The organism is Enterobacter roggenkampii (assembly GCF_001729805.1).
GTDB classification, from domain to species: domain Bacteria; phylum Pseudomonadota; class Gammaproteobacteria; order Enterobacterales; family Enterobacteriaceae; genus Enterobacter; species Enterobacter roggenkampii.
The window spans coordinates 2974515-2995991 of the sequence record NZ_CP017184.1; the positions used below are offsets into that span (position 1 = coordinate 2974515).

23 protein-coding genes and 1 other annotated feature are annotated in these 21477 nt (G+C 53.9%); of the genes, 11 read left to right on the plus strand and 12 right to left on the minus strand.

Annotated features, from left to right (window positions below):
• Nucleotides 1–6: 6 nt before the first annotated feature.
• The 4 genes from BFV67_RS14025 to dacD form a co-directional block, all read right to left on the minus strand.
• Nucleotides 7–342, minus strand: a complete 336-nt coding sequence (locus BFV67_RS14025; protein ID WP_008499467.1) for a DUF496 family protein — start codon at nt 340–342, stop codon at nt 7–9.
• A gap of 158 nt (nt 343–500) precedes the next feature.
• Entirely contained in the window at nt 501–1559 is a 1059-nt protein-coding gene (locus tag BFV67_RS14030) for an FUSC family protein (RefSeq protein WP_045354318.1), read from the minus strand.
• Between the two features lie 92 nt (nt 1560–1651).
• Nucleotides 1652–2125, minus strand: coding sequence for a DNA gyrase inhibitor SbmC (gene sbmC / locus BFV67_RS14035; protein WP_008499465.1), 474 nt, complete (start codon nt 2123–2125; stop codon nt 1652–1654).
• A 119-nt stretch (nt 2126–2244) separates the two neighbouring features.
• Nucleotides 2245–3411 (minus strand): serine-type D-Ala-D-Ala carboxypeptidase DacD, encoded by a 1167-nt coding sequence (gene dacD / locus BFV67_RS14040; protein WP_008499464.1) that lies wholly within the window; start codon nt 3409–3411, stop codon nt 2245–2247.
• A 198-nt stretch (nt 3412–3609) separates the two neighbouring features.
• Between dacD and sbcB the strand changes: the two genes are divergently transcribed.
• Nucleotides 3610–5046: an exodeoxyribonuclease I gene (sbcB, locus tag BFV67_RS14045; RefSeq protein WP_404997214.1), complete on the plus strand. Its 1437-nt coding sequence runs from the start codon at nt 3610–3612 to the stop codon at nt 5044–5046.
• A gap of 122 nt (nt 5047–5168) precedes the next feature.
• On the opposite strand, the gene plaP is transcribed toward sbcB, so the two are convergent.
• The 4 genes from plaP to BFV67_RS14060 all read right to left on the minus strand — a co-directional run bounded on the left by plaP (nt 5169) and on the right by BFV67_RS14060 (nt 8594).
• Nucleotides 5169–6527, minus strand: coding sequence for a putrescine/proton symporter PlaP (gene plaP / locus BFV67_RS14050; RefSeq protein ID WP_008499462.1), 1359 nt, complete (start codon nt 6525–6527; stop codon nt 5169–5171).
• Entirely contained in the window at nt 6517–6579 is a 63-nt protein-coding gene (gene yoeI / locus BFV67_RS24220) for a membrane protein YoeI (RefSeq protein ID WP_099458931.1), read from the minus strand. The genes plaP and yoeI overlap by 11 nt, the downstream gene beginning before the upstream one ends.
• A 219-nt stretch (nt 6580–6798) precedes the next feature.
• Complete coding sequence (locus BFV67_RS14055) at nt 6799–7728, minus strand: LysR substrate-binding domain-containing protein (RefSeq protein WP_021241428.1); 930 nt, start codon at nt 7726–7728, stop codon at nt 6799–6801.
• Nucleotides 7729–7769: 41 nt separating this feature from the next.
• A complete protein-coding gene (locus BFV67_RS14060; RefSeq protein ID WP_069598518.1) occupies nt 7770–8594 on the minus strand; it encodes an SDR family oxidoreductase in 825 nt (274 codons plus the stop codon).
• A gap of 175 nt (nt 8595–8769) precedes the next feature.
• Between BFV67_RS14060 and hisL the strand changes: the two genes are divergently transcribed.
• From hisL to BFV67_RS14105, 10 genes are all read left to right on the plus strand, one after another.
• On the plus strand, nt 8770–8820 hold the full coding sequence (gene hisL / locus BFV67_RS24225) for a his operon leader peptide (RefSeq protein WP_001364200.1): 51 nt from the start codon (nt 8770–8772) through the stop codon (nt 8818–8820).
• Nucleotides 8796–8919 (plus strand) — a sequence feature (His leader region). (Overlaps the previous gene by 25 nt.)
• A 45-nt stretch (nt 8920–8964) precedes the next feature.
• On the plus strand, nt 8965–9864 hold the full coding sequence (gene hisG / locus BFV67_RS14065; protein WP_000886595.1) for an ATP phosphoribosyltransferase: 900 nt from the start codon (nt 8965–8967) through the stop codon (nt 9862–9864).
• 5 nt (nt 9865–9869) lie between these two features.
• Nucleotides 9870–11174: a histidinol dehydrogenase gene (gene hisD / locus BFV67_RS14070; RefSeq protein ID WP_023294782.1), complete on the plus strand. Its 1305-nt coding sequence runs from the start codon at nt 9870–9872 to the stop codon at nt 11172–11174.
• Nucleotides 11171–12232: a histidinol-phosphate transaminase gene (hisC, locus tag BFV67_RS14075; RefSeq protein ID WP_021241431.1), complete on the plus strand. Its 1062-nt coding sequence runs from the start codon at nt 11171–11173 to the stop codon at nt 12230–12232. Before hisD ends, hisC begins: the two co-directional genes overlap by 4 nt.
• The gene (hisB, locus tag BFV67_RS14080; RefSeq protein WP_023344483.1) at nt 12229–13296 is read left to right on the plus strand and encodes a bifunctional histidinol-phosphatase/imidazoleglycerol-phosphate dehydratase HisB; all 1068 of its coding nucleotides are present in this window, start codon (nt 12229–12231) and stop codon (nt 13294–13296) included. Before hisC ends, hisB begins: the two co-directional genes overlap by 4 nt.
• Nucleotides 13296–13886 (plus strand): imidazole glycerol phosphate synthase subunit HisH, encoded by a 591-nt coding sequence (gene hisH, locus BFV67_RS14085; RefSeq protein WP_021241433.1) that lies wholly within the window; start codon nt 13296–13298, stop codon nt 13884–13886. The genes hisB and hisH overlap by 1 nt, the downstream gene beginning before the upstream one ends.
• On the plus strand, nt 13886–14623 hold the full coding sequence (gene hisA, locus BFV67_RS14090; RefSeq protein WP_069598519.1) for a 1-(5-phosphoribosyl)-5-[(5-phosphoribosylamino)methylideneamino]imidazole-4-carboxamide isomerase: 738 nt from the start codon (nt 13886–13888) through the stop codon (nt 14621–14623). Before hisH ends, hisA begins: the two co-directional genes overlap by 1 nt.
• Nucleotides 14605–15381, plus strand: coding sequence for an imidazole glycerol phosphate synthase subunit HisF (hisF, locus tag BFV67_RS14095; RefSeq protein ID WP_023330862.1), 777 nt, complete (start codon nt 14605–14607; stop codon nt 15379–15381). Before hisA ends, hisF begins: the two co-directional genes overlap by 19 nt.
• Complete coding sequence (gene hisIE / locus BFV67_RS14100) at nt 15375–15986, plus strand: bifunctional phosphoribosyl-AMP cyclohydrolase/phosphoribosyl-ATP diphosphatase HisIE (protein WP_039266702.1); 612 nt, start codon at nt 15375–15377, stop codon at nt 15984–15986. Before hisF ends, hisIE begins: the two co-directional genes overlap by 7 nt.
• A 142-nt stretch (nt 15987–16128) precedes the next feature.
• Nucleotides 16129–17133, plus strand: coding sequence for an NAD-dependent epimerase (locus BFV67_RS14105; protein WP_045354326.1), 1005 nt, complete (start codon nt 16129–16131; stop codon nt 17131–17133).
• Nucleotides 17134–17184: 51 nt separating this feature from the next.
• Here the strand turns inward: BFV67_RS14105 and ugd are convergent, their stop codons facing one another.
• From ugd to BFV67_RS14125, 4 genes are all read right to left on the minus strand, one after another.
• The gene (ugd, locus tag BFV67_RS14110; protein ID WP_021241437.1) at nt 17185–18351 is read right to left on the minus strand and encodes a UDP-glucose 6-dehydrogenase; all 1167 of its coding nucleotides are present in this window, start codon (nt 18349–18351) and stop codon (nt 17185–17187) included.
• Nucleotides 18352–18582: 231 nt separating this feature from the next.
• The gene (gndA, locus tag BFV67_RS14115) at nt 18583–19989 is read right to left on the minus strand and encodes an NADP-dependent phosphogluconate dehydrogenase (protein ID WP_023325612.1); all 1407 of its coding nucleotides are present in this window, start codon (nt 19987–19989) and stop codon (nt 18583–18585) included.
• A gap of 112 nt (nt 19990–20101) precedes the next feature.
• Nucleotides 20102–21100, minus strand: a complete 999-nt coding sequence (locus BFV67_RS14120) for a glycosyltransferase family 2 protein (RefSeq protein WP_032663239.1) — start codon at nt 21098–21100, stop codon at nt 20102–20104.
• Complete coding sequence (locus BFV67_RS14125; RefSeq protein ID WP_069598520.1) at nt 21097–21474, minus strand: GtrA family protein; 378 nt, start codon at nt 21472–21474, stop codon at nt 21097–21099. Before BFV67_RS14125 ends, BFV67_RS14120 begins: the two co-directional genes overlap by 4 nt.
• Nucleotides 21475–21477: the final 3 nt, after the last annotated feature.

Here is a 21477-nt window from a genome sequence, read left to right on the forward strand (position 1 = left end):
CTGCGATTACTCGCTTTTTGCTTCGCCGTTTTTGATTTCGCCCATCACTTTCAGCTTCTTAGAGATGTCGCGACGCTCTTTGGACAGTTCAGCGTTTTTGATGATGTAATCATCAACACGGTCTTCATAGTCGCTCTTCATGCTGGCGATGATGCCCTGAATAGCTTCAACACTCATGCCTGGCTTGATGTAGTCGCTCAGGTTGTCGAGCAGCAGAACACGTTTCTGGTTGTCACGGATCTTCTTCTCAACGTCCTGGATTTCACGCTGCAGCTTGTTTTTGCGGCGGAACAGGCGGACGAATTCCAGAACATCCTGGAACGAAGGCTTGGTAGTTTCCATTTTTACACCCCTGATAATGTGAGATTCGGATTCGTTAAAGCAACCGTTGTAACAATAACCTTACTGACAGCGGCTGCGAATGACAATGAGTATATCGTTTAAACCTATCATAACCCCAATTGCTGCTGAATCGAAGCAGCAGGCGTCACATCCGCGTTTTATTTGCGCAGCGCCCGACAAATCAGATGCGATAGCAGCTCAAGCTGTCGCGCCAGTTCCATACTCAGCCAGACATAGCCATGAATGGGCGTTTCCGCCACGTTATCGCCCTGCCGCTCATTGATTAACTGCTTCAGCTCCGCAACGATCTCATTCAGCCGCTCGCTGTTTGCTAGTATCGGCTGCGGGTTACCTTCGTAGAGCGCATGAGCGATGGTCAACAGCGTTTGCTGCGTCATCTGCTGGGTCTCTTTGAGGGTCTGCGCGTTAAGCATCAACAGATGGCTCGGACGAGAGGCCCAGTGCGCGTTGATTTGCAGTTCAAGCATGCACACCAGGTTGCGGCTTACCGTCTGGATGGCTTCGAAAATCGCTTTCTGAATATGGGTCTCTTTGCTGGCGGGCGTGATCAGGCCGCGCATTTTGACCACGTCGTTGAGGATGGTTTGCAGATGCTTTTCCAGCCGGGGGCGTTCAACCAGATTAGGGGAAAAACCGGCCTGATAGACGCGGTTAAACGCGGTGACATAGTTGGCCATCTGGATACGCCAGTGCAGAAAAGCCCGCTGCGGCCAGATGCCGGTAAACAGCATGGCGAGCAGTGAACCCAGAATGACATCCCCGCTTCGCCACAGCGCCGTGGTCATATCCCCGGCGGGTGCGCCGACCACCACCGCAAGCGTGATACCAATCAGCAGCGCCTGATAAGGACGCTTACCCAACGCCAGCCAGCCGCACAGGAACATGGCGGCACCGCACCATATCAGCATGACCGGAAACGAGATAAGTTCCAGCTTCAGGGCGATTAGCCCCAGGGCCGAACCTAACACGGTCCCGCCAATACGCTCGAAGGCGCGCGGGACAACGTTGCCCCAAAACGAGATGGGCCCCATCACCACCACCAGCGTGATCAGCGGCCACGTCCCTTCCGGAACATCCAGCAAGCGGACCAGGACAAACGTCAACACGAACGCCAGCGCGATGCGACACCCGTGCACCACGCGGTAGTGTTTATACAATCGAATTTCAAAAGGGGTTAATGATTTGTCGGGACGCACACCCGCTCTCCAGCTACACGGCAAATCACAATTGTACTGTGTTTTCAGCCGGGCGGAACGGTCCCGGCTGAAAAACCCTTTATTCAGCAGGCCTAAACCGGTTTGTGCTCAACCGCGATATACATTTCAATATCCCAGTAGCCGTCCGCGTTGCCGTCATTCAGGTAGCGCTCGAAGCAGGGTTTGAGCGCCATTTGATACTTATTGTCCTGCAGCAGGGAATTGAAGAACTGATACCACGGCGTGGCAAAGTCATAGTTTTCCACACGCGCCGTCGCCACGGCATAATCCCCTCCCGCGATTTCCGTCATCATGACGCCTTCGCTGTTTTCCGGGATCACAAAATCGTCCGGTACGGTAACGGCCGTATCGCAGCGCAGTTTTTCGGCCGGGACCTCATCGGGGTTATCGTAGTAGACCGCCACCCACTCCAGCGGCTCAATGTGACGCCCGTCGACCCACATGACCAGCTGTTCAAAGCCCTGTTTTACCGTGTGTTCCCACGGACCGACCAAATGAAAACCGGCAATCTTACGTTTCTGTTGCTGCGTAATGCTGTAGTCCATGCTACCTCCGCTTATCACTGTATATTTATACACTATAAAACTGGATTATCATTATCAGCAAACAAGGAGTGTTTATTATGTGAGCAGACTCGCAACCCTGCCAGTCTGCTCATCGGCGGTTAAAGCGTGTGATGCAGATAATCGCTCAGACGAGAGAACAGGCCGCCTTTATCAACGGCTTCCAGCGTTACCAGCGGCCAGTGGGCTACCACCTTGTCGCGATCGTAAAGCTGGATCTCCCCGACACGCTGATGCGCGGCAATCGGCGCTTCCAGCTCTTTTTTATCCAGCACGTATTTGGCTTTGATATTGGGCACCTCCGCTTTCGGCAAGGCCAGCCAGAAGTCCTGGTCGGTGCCCAGTTTTACCTGCTCCTTGTCGCCGTACCAGATGCGCTCCGTTCCCACTTTTTTTCCGTTATGCAGGATCTGCACCGTATCGAAATTCTGCTGCCCCCAGTGCAGCAGTTTTCGGGCCTGGTCCTCACGCCCTTTCGGGCTGTCCGCTCCCATTACAACGGCAATCAAACGACGCTGACCGTCAACAGCGGATGCAATCAGGTTAAAGCCGGCCCCCGAGGTATGCCCCGTTTTCAGCCCGTCTACGTTCATGGTCTTATCCCACAGCAGGCCGTTACGGTTCTGCTGGGTGATCCCGTTCCATGTCAGGCTCTTTTCGCTGTACATATGATAAAACTCGGGCTCACCGTGGATAATGGCCCGGGAGAGAACGGCCAGGTCATACGCCGAGCTATGCTGGCCCGGCGCGTCCAGCCCGTGGACGGTTTCGAAGTGGGTATCACGCAGGTTCAGCTTCTGCACATAGTCGTTCATCATCTTCACGAACTGCGGCTGCCCGCCCGCCACGTGATCGGCGAGCGCCACGCAGGCGTCGTTGCCGGAATCGACAATCAGGCCGCGGCTCAGATCGCGCACGGTGACGCGATCGCCCTCCTTCAGGAACATCAGCGATGAACCGTCAAACACCGGGTTCCCTTTTGCCCAGGCATCACGCCCTACGGTGACGATGTCATCCGGGGTAATGCGGTGGCTATCAATGGCCCGATCCACCACATAACCCGTCATCAGCTTGGTCAGGCTCGCCGGATTACGTTGTTGATGTTCGTTGCCCGCCGTTAAAATCTGACCAGTCGTGTAATCCATCAGCACCCAGGAGCCAGCCTGAATGGCCGGAGGCTGCGGCGAAAAATCCAGTGGTTCGGCCGCAAAAGCAGATGAGACACTCGAAGCGAGTAAAGAAACAGCAATAAACAGACGGCGTTTCAACGGTATATCCTCAGGTCATTAAAAATCGATGACCTTTTTACGGGAGTTCTGATGTCGTTACCTGGCTTAATTGCAAAAAAATGTGACAGAACGCAGATTTTTCTCTGAAGCTGGCGCGCAAATTTGCGACGCGGCGGTGCTTTTTATTCGGTCTGACCCGCACGATCGTTTACCATAGTGACGTCATTTTTTAACAGGATGGTATTACTGGTGTCTGACTCTGCCGCTCGCCCGACTTTTTTGTTCCACGACTACGAAACCTTTGGCACGCATCCGGCGCTGGACCGACCGGCGCAGTTTGCCGCCATCCGTACCGACGACGAATTCAACATCATCGGCGAGCCTGAGGTCTTTTACTGCAAGCCGGCGGATGATTACCTGCCGCAGCCCGGCGCGGTCATGGTCACCGGGATCACCCCGCAGGAAGCGCGGGAAAAAGGCGTTAACGAGGCAGAATTCGCCCGACGCATCCACGACCTGTTTACCGTTCCCAATACCTGCGTGGTCGGTTACAACAACATCCGCTTCGATGACGAAGTGACGCGCAACATCTTCTATCGCAACTTCTACGATCCCTACGCCTGGAGCTGGCAGAACCGCAATTCACGCTGGGATTTACTCGACATCATGCGCGCCTGCTACGCCCTGCGTCCTGAGGGCATTCACTGGCCGGAAAATGAGGAAGGTCTGACAAGCTTCCGGCTGGAACACCTGACGCGCGCCAACGGTATCGAGCACAGCAATGCCCACGACGCGATGGCGGACGTCTATGCCACCATTGCCATGGCAAAGCTGGTGAAAAGCGCACAGCCCCGGCTGTTTGAATATCTGCTGAGCCACCGAAGCAAGCAGAAGCTCATGACCCTTATCGACGTACCGCAGATGAAGCCCCTGGTGCATATTTCCGGCATGTTTGGCGCCTGGCGCGGCAATACCAGCTGGGTTGCGCCGCTGGCCTGGCATCCGGACAACCGTAATGCGGTCATCATGGTGGACCTGGCGGGCGATATTTCACCGCTGCTCGAACTCGACAGCGATACCCTGCGCGAACGGCTTTATACCCCGAAAAACGAGCTCGGCGATCTGCCGGCGGTGCCGGTCAAACTGGTGCATATCAATAAATGTCCGGTCCTGGCGCAGGCGAATACGCTGCGCCCGGAAGATGCTGACAGGCTGGGCATTAACCGCCAGCACTGCCTCGATAATCTCAAAGTGCTGCGTGAAAATCCGCAGGTGCGCGAGAAAGTCGTGACCATTTTTGCCGAAGCCGAGCCGTTCGTGCCGTCTGAAAACGTGGACGCCCAACTCTATAACGGTTTCTTCAGCGATGCCGATCGCGCGGCCATGAATATCGTTCTGCAAACAGAGCCGCGTAACTTACCGGCGCTGGATATCACCTTCGCCGATAAGCGCATCGAAAAGCTGATGTTTAATTACCGCGCGCGTAATTACCCCGGCACGCTGGATGAAGCCGAGCAGGAACGCTGGCTGCAGCATCGTCGCAACGTATTTACGCCAGAGTACCTGCACAGCTATGCACAGGAGCTGGAGATGCTTTACGGCCAGAATGAAGGGAATGCTGAGAAACAGGCGCTGCTGAAATCCCTGTTCCAGTACGCGCAAGAGATAGTTTGATCGATGGGTATAAAAAAGCCGGAGGCGATGTCTCCGGCTTTTTTTTGCCCGGTGGGGCGGCGCTTACGCGGGCCTACGGGGTATGGAGGTCGGGTAAGGCATAGCCGCCACCCGACACAGTCTTACGCGACGTCTTCGTACTGTGGAACCGGGTTACGGAAGCTCTTCGTGACGCAGGCCAGGTAAACCAGACCGATACCCGCCCAAATCAGGCCAAGCACCATCGAACTCTCTTCCAGGTTAACCCACAGCGCGCCCACGGTCAGGGCACCGCACATCGGCAGGAACAGATACTGGAAGTGATCTTTCAGCGTCTTGTTACGCTTTTCACGGATCCAGAACTGAGAGATAACCGACAGGTTAACAAAGGTGAACGCCACCAGCGCACCGAAGTTAATCAGCGCCGTTGCCATCACCAGGTCAAAGTTAATCGCCAGAAGCGCGATCGCACCGACCAGGATAATGTTCATCGCCGGGGTACGCCAGGTTGGATGCACGTAGCCGAAGAAGCTTTTCGGGAATACACCATCGCGGCCCATTACGTACATCAGACGCGCAACGCCTGCATGCGCGGCCATACCGGACGCCAGTACGGTGATGGTGGAGAAGATCAGCGCGCCGACCTGGAACGCTTTACCCGCCACGTACAGCATAATTTCCGGCTGAGACGCATCCGGATCCTTGAAGCGAGAGATATCCGGGAAGTACAGCTGCAGGAAATAGGTCGAGAAAATAAAGATCAGACCGCCAATCAGCGCCGTCAGGAAGATGGCACGAGGAATTACGCGCTCTGCATCTTTGGTTTCTTCAGACAGGTTGCTGATCCCGTCAAAACCGGTAAAGGAGAAGCACAGAATGGTTGCCCCGGTAATCATCGGGATAACGTGCGCATCACCAGACCAGAACGGCTTGCTGCTCGCCAGGGTGCCCGCGCCTTCGCCGTGGAATACGCCGTAAATCACCATGCCAAGAATAACCGCAATCAGCACAACCTGAAGCACAACGATAACGGAGTTAAAGTTGGCGACAGACTTGATGCTGCGCAGGTTAAAGGCCGTCATAAAGGCCACCAGCGCCACAACGAACATCCAGGATGGAATCGACGGCACCAGCGCTTCAAAATAGATTTTTGCCAGCAGAATGTTGATCATCGGCGCGAACAGATAGTCGAGCAGCGAAGACCAGCCCACCATAAAGCCAACCGTCGGGCTGATGGATTTCTGGGCATAGGTGTAAGCGGAACCCGCAGACGGATAGCGACGCACCAGTTTACCGTAGCTCAGCGCGGTAAAGAGGATCGCAATCAGCGCGAAGCCATATGCCGTTGGCACATGACCGTCTGTGAGGCCTGATACGATACCGAATGTATCAAACAGCGTCATCGGTTGCATATAGGCCAGGCCCATCATAACAACCGGAATCAACGTAAGCGTTTTACGTAATTCCACGCGAGAGGTGTTTGGAGTTGCGTTATGCGACATAGTTATTCTCCTTTACGGTGATAACCGCCACGTAAGCGAAAAATTGCCCCATTTCTTTCTTCCTCAGCGACAACAACTGTCGGATTTTAGTAAATATCTATCCGGTACGAAGCCCGGCCTCTTGGTTTTTAGTTTCGTTTCGTACATGCAAAAAAAAATAACCGACGCCTTTTATATCGTCGATTATTCATTTGGTTGCAGCGGCGGCATTTTGCCCCACATCGGATACAAAAGGCAATACTTTGCAACGCACCGGGTAATTTTCTTTTTGCTAACTGGCTGATTTCTCGACGCTGCCCTGAGCATATACAGCAGCGATAGCACTATTTGCTAAAATTTCGTCCCGCCACCAGGCACTCGCCAGCCCGGCGGTCTGTTCATTCCAGCCCACCCACACCGATTCATGGCTGTTTTGAGCAAGTACCTGTTTTTCAACAAGCGCACCGCTGTCAATAAAGCGCTGCGCCAGATAGCGGGGTAAATAGCCGCAGCCCAGACCGCTAATTTGCAGCTCAAGCTTGGTTTTAAAGTCGAAAACGGTAATCGCTTCCTGCTCATCAAGCAGCTGCGAGGAGACCGCACATTCCGGGCGAGAGCTGTCACCCACTACAATCGCGCGGTAGCCTTTAATCACGCGGCGGTTAAGCGGCTCGGGCTCCTGAGCCAGCGGATGATGAGGCGCCACGGCAAATACCTGCTCCAGCACGCCAAGGCGGGCAAAACCAAATTCACTGAGTTGGGGAGGCTCATGCAATGCACCGACAAAAATGTCCGCCCTGCCCTGGGTTAAGGCATCCCAGGAACCGCCCAGCACGCCGTTGATGAAAATAAGCCGGGTGACGCTGTGATGTTGGTAAAACATTTCAATCAGCGGCGTCAGGAGAGAAAACGGAAAGGTGTCATCCACCCCAATCACCAGCTCGTTTTCCCATCCCTGATGCAGTTTGACGGCCTGTTTTTCGAGTTCACGAACGGTATGGAGGACTTCACGGCCTTTTTCCAGCAGCATCTGTCCGGTGCGGGTAAAGCGTGCGCGATGCCCGGAGCGATCGAGGATCTGGATATTGAGGTCGCTTTCCAGTTTTTGGACGGTATAGCTCAGGGCCGAAGGGGTTTTGTAGAGCTTTGCCGACGCAGCGGCAAAGCTCCCCTCTTTTTCCAGTGCATCCAGAATAATAAGAACATCCAGCAGCGGTTTCATGCTCGCCCCCTTCTGGTGTGCGATCGTCTCCGCTGCGGAACTTATTCCATGGGCATCACCAGCGGATCGGGATACTGATACTCAAACCCCAGCTCATGACAAATGCGATTGCCATCAACAATTTTGCCTTTACTGCCATCTTTTGCCTCACCAAAGACCGGCGGAGCCAGGCCCAGCTGACGTGCCATCAGCGGGTAAAAGGTGCTGCGCGCCGGATGAGTCGGTGCACATATATTATAGATGTGTCCGCCTTTCGGAGCCTGTAAGAGTAGCTCAATTGCGCCAATAACATCCTCAAGATGGACAAGATTCACGCCATGCTGGCCGTCTGGCGCAGTCTTTCCGGCAAAGAAGCGTCCCGGATGGCGGCCAGGGCCCACCAGCCCCGCCAGACGAACGATATCGACCTGCGTGCCGGGAAGATTGTGCAGCCAGTCTTCGAGCTCTTTCAGGATCTGACCGCTCGCGGTAACGGGACGGCGCTCGGAAGTCTCTTTCACTACGCCTTCAGCATCGCCATAGACCGACGTCGAGCTGGTAAAAACAATGCGCGGTACGTGATGCGCCAGCGCGCTGTCGACTATCTCCTGCATCGCCTGCAGATAAAATGATTCACCCGGGCCGCTGCGCCGCGCGGGTAGCGTAATCACCAGCGCATCGACGTTCATCAGCGTGTCCAGATCGTCCGCATCACACACCAGTTCCGGCTCCAGACGCAGTTCAACGCCCTCAATACCGCACATGCGCGCCGCTTCGACCCCATCTCGGGTGGTCTTGCTCCCGGTCACCTGCCAGCCTTTCGCGGCTAATGACATCGCCAGCGGCATTCCCAGCCATCCTAAACCGACAATCGCGACCTTTTTCATGCGAATTCTCCTGACTCTCACTCGTCTTTCATAAGGCTACGCCAGCCCGGCAGAACACACAATTCATAGCATCAATATGAAATGAATTAATGATCAAAAAAAGCCCTTGCAATATGTCGCACAACTGGTTTAGGTTAAAAGACATCAAATGAATAAGCATTCATCGAGAATTTATATGACACGCGTTCAATTTAAACACCACCATCATCACCATCATCCTGACTAGTCTTTCAGGCGATGTGTGCTGGAAGACGTTTGGATCTTCCAGTGGTGCATGAACGCATGAAAAAGCCCCCGGAAGATCTTCTTCCGGGGGCTTTTTTTTGGACCGAATTCAGACAGGTTAAAACAGGTTAACGAGGAATAAAGAATGTTAGATAACTCACGTTTACGCATAGCTATTCAAAAATCAGGCCGTTTAAGTGACGATTCACGCGAACTGCTGGCCCGCTGCGGGATTAAAATTAACCTGCACACCCAGCGCCTGATTGCTCTGGCTGAAAACATGCCCATCGACATTCTGCGCGTGCGTGATGACGATATTCCCGGCCTGGTGATGGATGGCGTCGTTGACCTTGGCATCATCGGTGAAAACGTGCTGGAAGAAGAGCTGCTGACCCGCCGCGCGCAGGGCGAAGACCCGCGTTACTTCACCCTGCGTCGTCTGGACTTCGGCGGCTGCCGCCTGTCGCTGGCGACGCCGGTTGATGAAGCGTGGGACGGCCCAGCCGCGCTGAACGGCAAACGTATCGCCACTTCCTACCCTCACCTGCTAAAGCGCTATCTGGATCAGAAAGGCGTGCAGTTTAAATCCTGTCTGCTGAACGGTTCTGTAGAAGTGGCGCCGCGTGCGGGTCTGGCGGACGCCATCTGTGACCTGGTGTCTACCGGCGCGACGCTGGAAGCGAACGGTCTGCGCGAAGTGGAGGTGATCTACCGCTCCAAAGCGTGCCTGATCCAGCGTGACGGCGAGATGGCCGACGCTAAGCAGCAGCTGATCGACAAACTGCTGACCCGTATTCAGGGCGTGATTCAGGCGCGTGAATCCAAATACATCATGATGCACGCCCCAACCGAGCGTCTGGATGAAGTGATTGCCCTGCTGCCGGGCGCCGAGCGTCCAACCATCCTGCCGCTGGCAGGCGATCAGCAGCGCGTGGCGATGCACATGGTGAGCAGCGAAACCCTGTTCTGGGAAACCATGGAAAAACTGAAGGCGCTGGGCGCAAGCTCCATCCTGGTGCTGCCGATTGAGAAGATGATGGAGTAATAGCCATGAGCTTTAACACAATCATCGACTGGAATACCTGTAGCGACGCACAGCAGCGCGAGCTGCTGATGCGCCCGGCGATTTCCGCCTCTGAAAGCATCTCGCGCACCGTGGCGGAGATCCTGGATAACGTCAAAGCCCGCGGCGATGACGCGTTGCGTGAATACAGCGCGAAGTTTGATAAGACGGACGTCGGCGCATTAGAGGTTACCGAGCAGGAAATCATTGATGCCAGCAATCGCCTGGGTGATGACATCAAGCAGGCGATGGCCGTCGCGGTGAAAAACATTGATACCTTCCACACCGCGCAAAAGCTGCAGACCGTGGATGTCGAAACCCTGCCCGGCGTGCGTTGCCAGCAGGTGACGCGCCCGGTTGCGTCCGTCGGCCTCTATATTCCCGGCGGCTCTGCCCCGCTTTTCTCCACCGTGCTAATGCTGGCGACTCCCGCACGCATTGCCGGGTGTCAGAAAGTGGTGCTGTGCTCACCGCCCCCGATTGCCGACGAGATCCTTTACGCGGCGAAGCTGTGCGGCGTGCAGGCGGTCTATAAAGTGGGCGGCGCGCAGGCGATATCCGCCCTGGCATTCGGCACGGAATCCATTCCCAAGGTCGACAAAATCTTTGGCCCGGGCAATGCGTATGTGACCGAGGCTAAGCGTCAGGTCAGCCAGCGTCTGGACGGCGCGGCCATCGATATGCCTGCCGGCCCGTCTGAAGTGCTGGTGATTGCCGACAGCGGCGCAACGCCAGATTTCGTCGCGTCTGACCTGCTTTCCCAGGCGGAACACGGCCCGGACTCGCAGGTTATCCTGCTGACGCCGGATGCCGATATGGCGAAACGCGTGGGTGAAGCCGTGGAGCGTCAGCTTGCCGACCTGCCCCGCGCCGACACGGCACGCCAGGCGTTAGCGGCCAGCCGTCTGATTGTGGCGCGCGATCTCGAGCAGTGCATTGCCATTTCTAACCAGTACGGTCCGGAGCACCTGATTATTCAGACCCGCAATGCGCGCGATCTGGTCGACAGCATTACCAGCGCGGGCTCGGTGTTCCTCGGCGACTGGTCACCGGAATCCGCGGGCGATTACGCCTCCGGCACCAACCACGTGCTGCCAACGTATGGCTATACCTCAACCTGTTCCAGCCTGGGGCTGGCGGATTTCCAGAAACGCATGACCGTGCAGGAACTCTCCCGCGAAGGGTTTGCCTCACTGGCGTCCACTATTGAAACCCTGGCCGCCGCCGAGCGCCTGACCGCTCACAAAAACGCCGTTACGCTGCGCGTTGCAGCCCTGAAGGAGCAAGCATGAACATTGAAGAATTAGCCCGCGAAAATGTCCGTCGCCTGACGCCTTACCAGTCTGCGCGTCGTCTGGGCGGTAAAGGGGATGTCTGGCTGAACGCCAACGAATATCCAACGGCGGTGCAGTTTGAGCTGTCGCAGCAAACGCTTAACCGCTATCCGGAGTGTCAGCCGAAGGCGGTTATTGAGAACTACGCGCAGTATGCTGGCGTGAAGCCAGAGCAGGTGCTGGTCAGTCGCGGTGCGGATGAGGGCATTGAACTGCTGATCCGTGCCTTCTGCGAGCCGGGCAAAGACGCGGTAATGTACTGCCAGCCGACCTACGGTATGTACAGCGTCAGCGCGGAAACCTTCGGGGTGGCGTGCCGCAACGTGCTCTCACTGGAGAACTGGCAGCTGGATCTGCAGGGGATTGCCGACAATCTTGACGGCGTAAAAGTGGTGTTTGTCTGTAGCCCAAACAACCCGACCGGGCAGATTATTAACCCGCAGGATATCCGTACCCTGCTGGAGATGACGCGCGGTAAAGCCCTGGTGGTCGCGGACGAAGCCTACATCGAGTTCTGCCCGCAGGCGACGCTGGCTGGCTGGCTGGAGGAGTATCCGCACCTGGTGGTGCTGCGTACGCTATCGAAGGCTTTCGCCCTCGCGGGTCTGCGCTGCGGATTCACCCTGGCGAATAAAGAGGTCATTGACCTGCTGCTGAAGGTGATCGCCCCGTACCCGCTCTCAACGCCGGTTGCCGATATTGCGGCACAGGCGCTGACGCCTCAGGGGATTAACGCGATGCGCGAGCGCGTGGCGCAAATCCTGGAGGAACGTCAGTACCTGGTGACCGCCCTGAAGGATATCCCGTGCGTGGAGCAGGTGTTCGACTCGGAAACCAACTACATCCTGGTGCGCTTTACCGCTTCCAGCGCCGTATTTAAATCTTTATGGGATCAGGGCATTATCTTACGAGACCAGAATAAACAACCTTCTCTGAGTGGCTGCCTGCGCATTACCGTCGGCACCCGTGCAGAGAGCCAGCGCGTGATTGACGCCCTGAAAGCGGAGAAAGTATGACCCAGAAGATCCTTTTCATCGATCGTGACGGCACCCTTATTTCGGAGCCACCAGCTGATTTTCAGGTCGACCGATTCGACAAGCTGGCGTTTGAACCTGACGTGATCCCGGTGCTGCTCAAGCTGCAAAAAGCCGGGTACAAGCTGGTGATGATCACCAACCAGGACGGTCTGGGTACCGACAGCTTCCCGCAGGCAGACTTTGACGGCCCGCATAATCTGATGATGCAGGTGCTGACTTCTCAGGGCGTGGTGTTTGATGAAGTGCTGATTTGCCCGCACATGCCAGCCGACGAGTGCGACTGCCGTAAGCCAAAGGTGAAGCTGGTCGAGCGCTATCTGGCGGAGGATGTGCTGGATAAGACCAACAGCTATGTCATCGGCGATCGCATCACCGATATTACGCTGGCGGAGAACATGGGCATCGCGGGGCTGCGCTATGACCGCAACAACCTTAACTGGGCGATGATTGGCGAGCAGCTGACAAAACGCGACCGCTACTCGCACGTTGAACGCAACACCAAAGAGACGCAGATTGATGTGAAGGTCTGGCTGGACCGCGAAGGCGGCAGCAAGATCCACACCGGCGTGGGTTTCTTCGACCACATGCTGGACCAGATTGCCACCCACGGCGGTTTCCGCATGGAGATCGCGGTAAAAGGCGACCTCTATATTGACGATCACCACACCGTGGAAGATACCGGCCTGGCGCTGGGTGAAGCCCTGAAGCTGGCGCTCGGTGATAAACGCGGTATCAACCGTTTTGGCTTTGTCCTGCCAATGGACGAGTGTCTGGCGCGGTGCGCGATGGATATCTCCGGCCGTCCGCACCTGGAATATAAAGCAGACTTCAATTACCAGCGCGTGGGCGATCTGAGCACCGAAATGGTGGAGCACTTCTTCCGTTCATTGTCCTACACCATGGGCCTGACGCTGCACCTGAAGACCAAAGGCAAGAACGACCACCACCGCGTGGAGAGTCTCTTCAAGGCCTTTGGCCGCACGCTGCGCCAGGCAATTCGCGTGGAAGGTGACGCCCTGCCCTCATCAAAAGGAGTGCTGTAATGAACGTGGTGATTCTGGATACCGGATGCGCCAACCTCAACTCCGTAAAGTCGGCCATCACCCGCCACGGCTACGAACCGGTGGTCAGCCGTGACCCTGACGTGGTGCTGCGTGCCGACAAGTTATTTCTGCCGGGCGTGGGCACTGCGCAGGCCGCGATGGATCAGATTCGCGAGCGCGAGCTGGTCGATCTGATCAAAGCATGTACCCAACCGGTGCTGGGCATTTGCCTGGGTATGCAGATCCTGGGCCGCCGCAGCGAAGAGAGCAACGGCGTTGACCTGCTGGGCATTATCGACGAAGACGTGCCGAAAATGACCGATCACGGCCTGCCTCTGCCGCATATGGGCTGGAACCGCGTGTACGCCAAAGCGGGCGACCGGCTATTTCGCGGCATTGAAGACGGTGCGTACTTTTACTTCGTGCACAGCTACGCCATGCCGGTGAACGTGAATACGATCGCCCAGTGCACTTACGGCGAGGCGTTTACGGCTGCCGTACAGAAAGACAATTTCTTCGGCGTGCAGTTTCACCCGGAGCGCTCTGGCGCCGCGGGCGCGCAGCTGCTGAAAAACTTCCTGGAGATGTGATGATTATTCCCGCGTTAGATTTAATTGACGGCACGGTTGTCCGTCTTCATCAGGGCGATTACGGTCAACAGCGCGACTACGGAAAGGACCCGCTGCCGCGCCTGCAGGATTATGCCGCTCAGGGTGCACAGGTGCTGCATCTGGTGGATTTAACGGGCGCGAAAGACCCGGCAAAACGCCAGATCCCGCTGCTTAAAAATCTGGTTGCCGGTATTGATGTGCCGGTACAGGTCGGCGGCGGCGTCCGTACGGAAGATGACGTTGCCGCGCTGCTGGATGCGGGCGTGGCGCGCGTGGTGGTCGGTTCAACCGCCGTCAAAGATCCTGAGACGGTGAAGGGCTGGTTCCGCCGCTTTGGCGCCGACGCGCTGGTGCTGGCGCTGGACGTGCGCATTGACGAACAGGGTAATAAGCAGGTGGCGGTCAGCGGCTGGCAGGAAAACTCCGGCGTGACGCTGGAGGCGCTAGTTGATACCTATCTGCCCGTTGGCCTCAAGCACGTGCTGTGTACGGATATCTCCCGTGACGGCACGCTGGCGGGTTCCAACGTTTCTTTATATGAAGAAGTTTGCGCCCGTTATCCGCAGGTGGCGTTCCAGTCATCTGGCGGCATCGGTGACTTAGCCGATATTGCCGCGCTGCGCGGAACGGGGGTACAGGGCGTGATTGTGGGCCGGGCCCTGCTGGAAGGTAAATTTACGGTGACGGAGGCGATTCAATGCTGGCAAAACGGATAATCCCTTGCCTGGACGTGCGTGACGGCCAGGTCGTGAAAGGCGTGCAGTTCCGCAACCACGAGATCATTGGCGACATCGTTCCGCTGGCAAAACGCTATGCCGATGAAGGCGCAGACGAGCTGGTGTTCTACGATATTACCGCGTCCAGCGATGGCCGCGTGGTCGACAAAAGCTGGGTCGCGCGCGTGGCGGAAGTGATCGATATTCCGTTCTGCGTGGCGGGCGGGATTAAATCCGCCGACGACGCCGCCAAAATTCTCTCGTTTGGTGCCGACAAGATTTCCATCAACTCCCCTGCCCTGGCCGACCCGGAGCTCATTACCCGCCTCGCCGATCGTTTTGGCGTGCAGTGTATTGTGGTTGGGATCGACACCTGGTATGACGCCGCAACGGGCAAGTATCACGTCAACCAGTACACGGGGGATGAAAGCCGCACGCGCGTGACGCAGTGGGAAACGCTCGACTGGGTGCAGGAAGTGCAGAAGCGTGGCGCGGGCGAGATTGTCCTCAACATGATGAACCAGGACGGCGTGCGTAACGGGTATGACCTCGAACAGCTGAAAAAAGTTCGTGCGGTCTGCCACGTTCCGCTGATTGCCTCCGGCGGCGCGGGCACCATGGAACATTTCCTCGAAGCCTTCCGCGATGCGAACGTGGACGGCGCGCTGGCCGCTTCCGTGTTCCACAAACAGATTATTAATATTGGTGAGTTAAAAACGTACCTGGCCGACCAGGGCGTGGAGATCAGGGTATGTTAACAGAGCAACAACAGGCGCAGCTGGACTGGAAAAAAACGGACGGATTACTGCCGGTGGTTGTCCAGCATGCCGTCTCAGGCGAAGTGCTGATGCTGGGCTATATGAACCAGGACGCGCTGGCGAAAACGATCGACAGCGGCAAAGTGACGTTTTACTCCCGCACGAAAGAGCGCCTGTGGACCAAAGGCGAAACCTCGGGCCATTTCCTGAATGTAGTAAGCATTACGCCGGACTGCGATAACGATACCCTGCTGGTACTGGCAAACCCCATCGGTCCGACCTGCCATAAGGGCACCAGCAGCTGCTTTGGAGAGGCGAGTCACCAGTGGCTGTTCCTGTACCAACTGGAGCAGCTGCTGGCGGAGCGTAAAACGGCGGATCCGGAGAGTTCTTATACCGCGAAGCTGTACGCCAGCGGAACCAAGCGTATTGCACAGAAGGTGGGTGAAGAAGGCGTTGAGACAGCGCTGGCCGCGACCGTGCATGACCGTGAGGAGCTGACGAACGAAGCGTCTGACTTGATGTATCACCTGCTGGTGCTGCTGCAGGATCAGGCGCTGGATTTGACGGCGGTGATTGAGAATTTACGTAAAAGACATAAATAAACACCCTACCGGGGGAGCTCTCGCCTCCCCTTTTCCTGTAATAAAGCAGTTATCATTCCTTTCGCGAGCGGGTATCATCAGCCGATAGTGTAACGCACGATTTTATGCGTTAAGAGTTACTCATTTAACATTGAGGTTGAAGATGAAATTTCTGGTCACCGGCGCTGCCGGCTTTATCGGTTTCCACGTCAGCGAGCGCCTGTTGCAGGCAGGACATCAGGTTGTAGGAATTGATAACCTTAATGACTATTACGATGTCAATCTGAAGCAAGCACGACTGGATCTGCTTACGTCCGACAATTTCACTTTCCATAAGCTGGATCTGGCGGATCGCGAAGGGATGGCCTCGCTGTTTGCTACTGAGAAATTTGACCGCGTGATCCACCTCGCCGCGCAGGCTGGCGTACGTTACTCTCTTGAAAATCCGCACGCTTACGCGCAATCAAACCTTATTGGCCATCTCAACGTACTGGAAGGCTGCCGACACAATAAGGTGCAGCATTTACTGTATGCTTCTTCCAGCTCTGTTTACGGCCTGAACCGGAAGATGCCGTTCTCCACCGATGACTCGGTTGATCACCCGGTTTCCTTGTATGCCGCGACGAAAAAATCCAACGAACTGATGTCGCACACCTACTCTCATTTGTACAATCTGCCGACAACCGGCCTGCGCTTTTTCACCGTGTATGGGCCATGGGGCCGACCTGATATGGCACTGTTCAAATTTACCAAGGCGATGATCGAAGGTAAAAGCATCGACGTTTACAACTACGGCAAGATGAAGCGCGATTTTACCTATATCGATGATATTGCCGAAGCCATTATCCGTCTGCAGGACGTTATCCCTCAAGCCGATGCGAACTGGACCGTTGAAACAGGGTCCCCGGCGACCAGCTCTGCCCCGTATCGCGTTTACAACATTGGCAACAGTGCGCCCGTGGAGCTGATGGATTACATCACCGCGCTGGAAGAGGCGTTAGGCAAAGAAGCAGAGAAAAATATGATGCCTGTTCAACCTGGTGACGTGCTGGAAACGAGCGCGGATACCACGGCGCTGTATGACGTCATTGGCTTTAAGCCGCAGACGTCGGTGAAGGAAGGCGTGAAGAATTTTGTGGACTGGTATCGTAATTTCTACAAGGTCTAAAAAACAAAACCCGGCGAATGCGCCGGGTTTTTTATTTGTTACGAACACTATTCAGTCGCTACCGAACAAATCGCGGGTATACACTTTATCCGCAACGTCCGCCAGCTCTTCCGCCATACGGTTAGAGATGATCACGTCCGCCTCTTTCTTGAATGCATCCAGATCGCGCACCACGCGGGAATGGAAGAACTCATCTTCCTTCATTACCGGTTCATAAATAATGACCTGTACACCCTTGGCCTTAATGCGCTTCATGATGCCCTGAATGGAAGAGGCACGGAAGTTATCTGAACCACTTTTCATAATCAGGCGATAGACGCCCACCACTTTCGGCTGACGGGAAAGGATTGAATCAGCAACAAAATCTTTGCGCGTCCGGTTGGCATCAACAATCGCCGAGATGATGTTGTTAGGAACAGACTGATAGTTAGCCAGCAGCTGCTTAGTATCTTTCGGCAGGCAGTAACCGCCATAGCCAAACGACGGGTTGTTATAATGATTGCCGATACGTGGATCCAGACAAACGCCTTCGATAATTTGACGGCTATTCAACCCCAGGCTCTCTGCATAGCTGTCCAGCTCGTTAAAATATGCCACACGCATGGCAAGATACGTGTTAGCAAAAAGCTTGATGGCTTCCGCTTCGGTCGAATCGGTAAACAGCGTCGGGATATCTTTTTTGGTCGCCCCTTCCTGGAGCAGCGCGGCAAACCGCTCGGCGCGCTCTGAACGCTCACCAATAACGATACGTGATGGGTTCAGGTTATCGTACAGCGCACGCCCTTCACGGAGAAACTCCGGTGAGAAGATGACATTATCAATGCCGTATTTTTCTTTAACGGACTGGGTAAAACCAACCGGGATGGTGGATTTAATGATCATCACCGCGTTCGGGTTGATTTCCGTAACATCGCGGATAACCGACTCAACACTCGACGTGTTGAAGTAGTTGGTTTTAGGATCATAGTCGGTCGGCGTGGCGATAATCACATAGTCCGCCCCACGGTAAGCATCCTGCTTGTCGGTGGTTGCGCGGAAGTTTAGCGGCTTCGTTGCCAGATACTCTTCAATCTCTTTATCTACAATCGGGGATTGCTTCTTGTTAAGCATGTCCACTTTAGCCTGCACGATATCCAGCGCAACCACTTCGTGGTTCTGAGCAATCAGAATACCGTTGGAGAGACCTACATAACCTGTACCGGAAATTGTTATTTTCATTCGCGAATAACTTCTGTAAGTGAGCTGTAGAGATGACCGCAGGGCCATCACGATAATCAATAACTGTAGGGCTTTTTACCTCCTGCCTTGTGGGAGTGTCAAGGCGAAGCCTCAAGAATAGCCCATCCAGGTACAACATTCAGACTACTTCGAATATATGGTTGTGATTTTGGTGAAAAAAAACCCGGAGAATATCTCCGGGTTTATATAACAACCTGAGGCTAAATCAGATTAGTCCAGCCATTCCGTGTGGAACACACCTTCTTTATCTGTACGTTTATAAGTATGCGCACCGAAATAATCACGCTGAGCCTGAATGAGGTTAGCCGGCAGTACCGCAGCACGATAGCTATCGTAGTAGGCTACTGCAGCAGAGAAGGTCGGAACCGGGATACCGTTCTGCACAGCGTAGGCAACCACGTCACGCAGCGCCTGCTGGTATTCGTCCGCAATTTTCTTAAAGTACGGTGCCAGCAGCAGGTTGGCGATACCGGCGTTTTCAGCATAGGCATCGGTGATTTTCTGCAGGAATTGTGCACGAATGATGCAGCCCGCGCGGAAGATCTTCGCGATTTCACCATAGTTCAGATCCCAGTTGTTCTCGTCTGATGCCGCACGCAGCTGAGAGAAGCCTTGCGCGTAAGAAACGATTTTCCCCAGGTACAGTGCACGACGCACTTTCTCAACGAACTCCGCTTTATCACCCGCAGGTTTAGCCTGCGGGCCAGACAGCACTTTAGATGCTGCCACGCGCTGCTCTTTCAGGGAAGAGATGTAACGCGCGAAGACAGATTCGGTGATCAGAGACAGCGGTTCGCCCAGATCCAGAGAACTCTGGCTGGTCCATTTACCGGTGCCTTTGTTCGCTGCTTCATCCAGAATCACATCAACCAGGTATTTACCCTCTTCATCTTTCTTCGTGAAGATATCTTTGGTGATGTCGATCAGGTAGCTGTTCAGCTCGCCTTTGTTCCACTCGGTGAAGGTTTCCGCCAGCTCTTCATTGGAGAGGTTCAGGCCGCCTTTCAGCAGGGAATATGCTTCCGCGATCAGCTGCATATCGCCGTATTCAATGCCGTTGTGCACCATTTTAACATAGTGCCCTGCACCGTCCGGACCGATATAGGTCACACACGGCTCGCCATCTTCTGCAACAGCTGCGATTTTTGTCAGAATAGGCGCCACCAGCTCGTATGCTTCTTTCTGGCCGCCAGGCATGATGGATGGGCCTTTCAGCGCGCCCTCTTCACCACCGGAAACACCGGTGCCGATGAAGTTGAAGCCTTCAGCAGACAGTTCACGATTACGACGAATGGTGTCCTGGAAGAAGGTATTACCGCCATCAATGATGATGTCGCCTTTTTCGAGGTAAGGCTTCAGGGAGTCGATAGCAGCATCGGTACCCGCGCCCGCTTTCACCATTAACAGGATACGACGAGGGGTTTCCAGAGATTCAACGAATTCTTTCACCGTATAGAAAGGGACCAGTTTCTTGCCTGGGTTCTCGGCAATCACTTCTTCGGTCTTATCACGGGAGCGGTTGAAAACGGAGACAGTATAACCACGGCTTTCGATGTTGAGCGCCAGGTTGCGCCCCATCACTGCCATACCGACAACGCCGATTTGTTGCTTAGACATTACATACTCCTGTCAGGTGTGGATACCCAGCCAGATAAAGACCTGGCGGGCTTAAAAGCAAGTAATAATTATGTTAACTCAATACTCAGCTAAAGATATAGCAACTGATGCGCTATAGCCCACGCTCATTGCCTCGCTCATGACCTAACAAGCGTGTCAGCGCAACAGTTGGTTGACTCTCTATATCTGCCTGAATAAACGACAATAAAAATTGTACGCCAAGTATAATAGGTAACGCAGCGAGCATCACTGTACCACTTGTTGCCGGAGTATTCGTTGCGACAGAGTGATACCAGGCACCAGTACCATAAATGATCCCGAAGATGAAGAGTAATGTTCCTAATACTAATTCAATAGAGGCAATCGAAAACCCACGAAGGAAATAATTATAAAATATACGCTTACAAAGATTCTTAATATTACCTTTCAAAAAAGGAAATAATATTTTCTTAATATTAAGGTTTGATACCTCATCACCGTAAACAGCATCCATTGGGATATCTAAAACTTTAGCGCTTACGACGTTCAATCTAAAAAGAATATCAGATTCAAAAAAATATCGTTTACTAATTTTGTCTAAAGGCAATTTTTTTAAAGCAATAGCTGAGATTGCAGTATATCCATTGGTAGGGTCGAAAGTTTTATAATACCCAGAAGAAAATTTAGTCATAAACGACAAAATAGCATTGCCGAAAAGACGGATCTTCGGCATCGGCTTCAACCCTTCAATTTCGTGAAACCGATTACCTTTCGTATAGTCTGCTTCACCATGCTGAATGGGACGCACAAACAGCTTAATGAGGGTTGGATCCATTTGCCCATCCCCATCTACTTTAACAAAAACATCGGCGCCTTCAGTGAGACCAACTTTATAACCATGGATAACCGCACCGCCCACACCTTGGTTTTCCTGATTGAATAAAACGCGAACACGTTTATCTTTACAGTTCTCAAGGATATATTCTCCAGATTTTTCTGGGCATTTATCATCCACTGCGTAAATAAATGAGACTTCGTCCCCAATATCAGCAATAACTTTTAAGATATGTTCCTTTACTTTGTAGCAGGGAATTACGACTGCAATTTTAAAATCATTCGCCATGGTCGTCATTTTTTATAAACCCAAATTTTAGCGATTAAGAAACTAATAAAGAATAAAAAAATCTCAACGACTACTTTTGTAAGCGCCATGAGTTTTATTGATGAGGTACTTAATAAAAAATATTCAATCATATATATCAGCAGTGTACTTAGCAGCGTCATTCCTGACCAATAGACAACAAACTTTAGGAATACATATCTGTCCACTTTTTTTCTAAAAGTATATCTGCCGTTAATGTAATAACCAACGCATGCAGCCAAACCTCGAGAAAAAACATTTGCTAAAACGACACTTAGACCTACACTTGTTAAGCAGGTAAAAATTATCGTATCAAGTCCGAATTGAATTACGCCACATATAAAAAACAAAATTAACTTATTCATTTA

Excerpts from the sequence above, each read along its gene's own strand:
- BFV67_RS14060 (WP_069598518.1), bottom strand. The coding sequence starts at position 8,594 with ATGAAAAAGGTCGCGATTGTCGGTTTAGGATGGCTGGGAATGCCGCTG.
- hisIE (WP_039266702.1), top strand. The coding sequence starts at position 15,375 with ATGTTAACAGAGCAACAACAGGCGCAGCTGGACTGGAAAAAAACGGAC.
- BFV67_RS14055 (WP_021241428.1), bottom strand. The coding sequence starts at position 7,728 with ATGAAACCGCTGCTGGATGTTCTTATTATTCTGGATGCACTGGAAAAA.
- sbcB (WP_404997214.1), top strand. The coding sequence starts at position 3,610 with ATGGTATTACTGGTGTCTGACTCTGCCGCTCGCCCGACTTTTTTGTTC.
- hisG (WP_000886595.1), top strand. The coding sequence starts at position 8,965 with ATGTTAGATAACTCACGTTTACGCATAGCTATTCAAAAATCAGGCCGT.
- gndA (WP_023325612.1), bottom strand. The coding sequence starts at position 19,989 with ATGTCTAAGCAACAAATCGGCGTTGTCGGTATGGCAGTGATGGGGCGC.
- ugd (WP_021241437.1), bottom strand. The coding sequence starts at position 18,351 with ATGAAAATAACAATTTCCGGTACAGGTTATGTAGGTCTCTCCAACGGT.
- BFV67_RS14125 (WP_069598520.1), bottom strand. The coding sequence starts at position 21,474 with ATGAATAAGTTAATTTTGTTTTTTATATGTGGCGTAATTCAATTCGGA.
- BFV67_RS14105 (WP_045354326.1), top strand. The coding sequence starts at position 16,129 with ATGAAATTTCTGGTCACCGGCGCTGCCGGCTTTATCGGTTTCCACGTC.
- hisF (WP_023330862.1), top strand. The coding sequence starts at position 14,605 with ATGCTGGCAAAACGGATAATCCCTTGCCTGGACGTGCGTGACGGCCAG.
- hisB (WP_023344483.1), top strand. The coding sequence starts at position 12,229 with ATGACCCAGAAGATCCTTTTCATCGATCGTGACGGCACCCTTATTTCG.
- plaP (WP_008499462.1), bottom strand. The coding sequence starts at position 6,527 with ATGTCGCATAACGCAACTCCAAACACCTCTCGCGTGGAATTACGTAAA.
- hisH (WP_021241433.1), top strand. The coding sequence starts at position 13,296 with ATGAACGTGGTGATTCTGGATACCGGATGCGCCAACCTCAACTCCGTA.
- sbmC (WP_008499465.1), bottom strand. The coding sequence starts at position 2,125 with ATGGACTACAGCATTACGCAGCAACAGAAACGTAAGATTGCCGGTTTT.
- hisD (WP_023294782.1), top strand. The coding sequence starts at position 9,870 with ATGAGCTTTAACACAATCATCGACTGGAATACCTGTAGCGACGCACAG.
- BFV67_RS14025 (WP_008499467.1), bottom strand. The coding sequence starts at position 342 with ATGGAAACTACCAAGCCTTCGTTCCAGGATGTTCTGGAATTCGTCCGC.
- hisA (WP_069598519.1), top strand. The coding sequence starts at position 13,886 with ATGATTATTCCCGCGTTAGATTTAATTGACGGCACGGTTGTCCGTCTT.
- hisC (WP_021241431.1), top strand. The coding sequence starts at position 11,171 with ATGAACATTGAAGAATTAGCCCGCGAAAATGTCCGTCGCCTGACGCCT.
- BFV67_RS14120 (WP_032663239.1), bottom strand. The coding sequence starts at position 21,100 with ATGACGACCATGGCGAATGATTTTAAAATTGCAGTCGTAATTCCCTGC.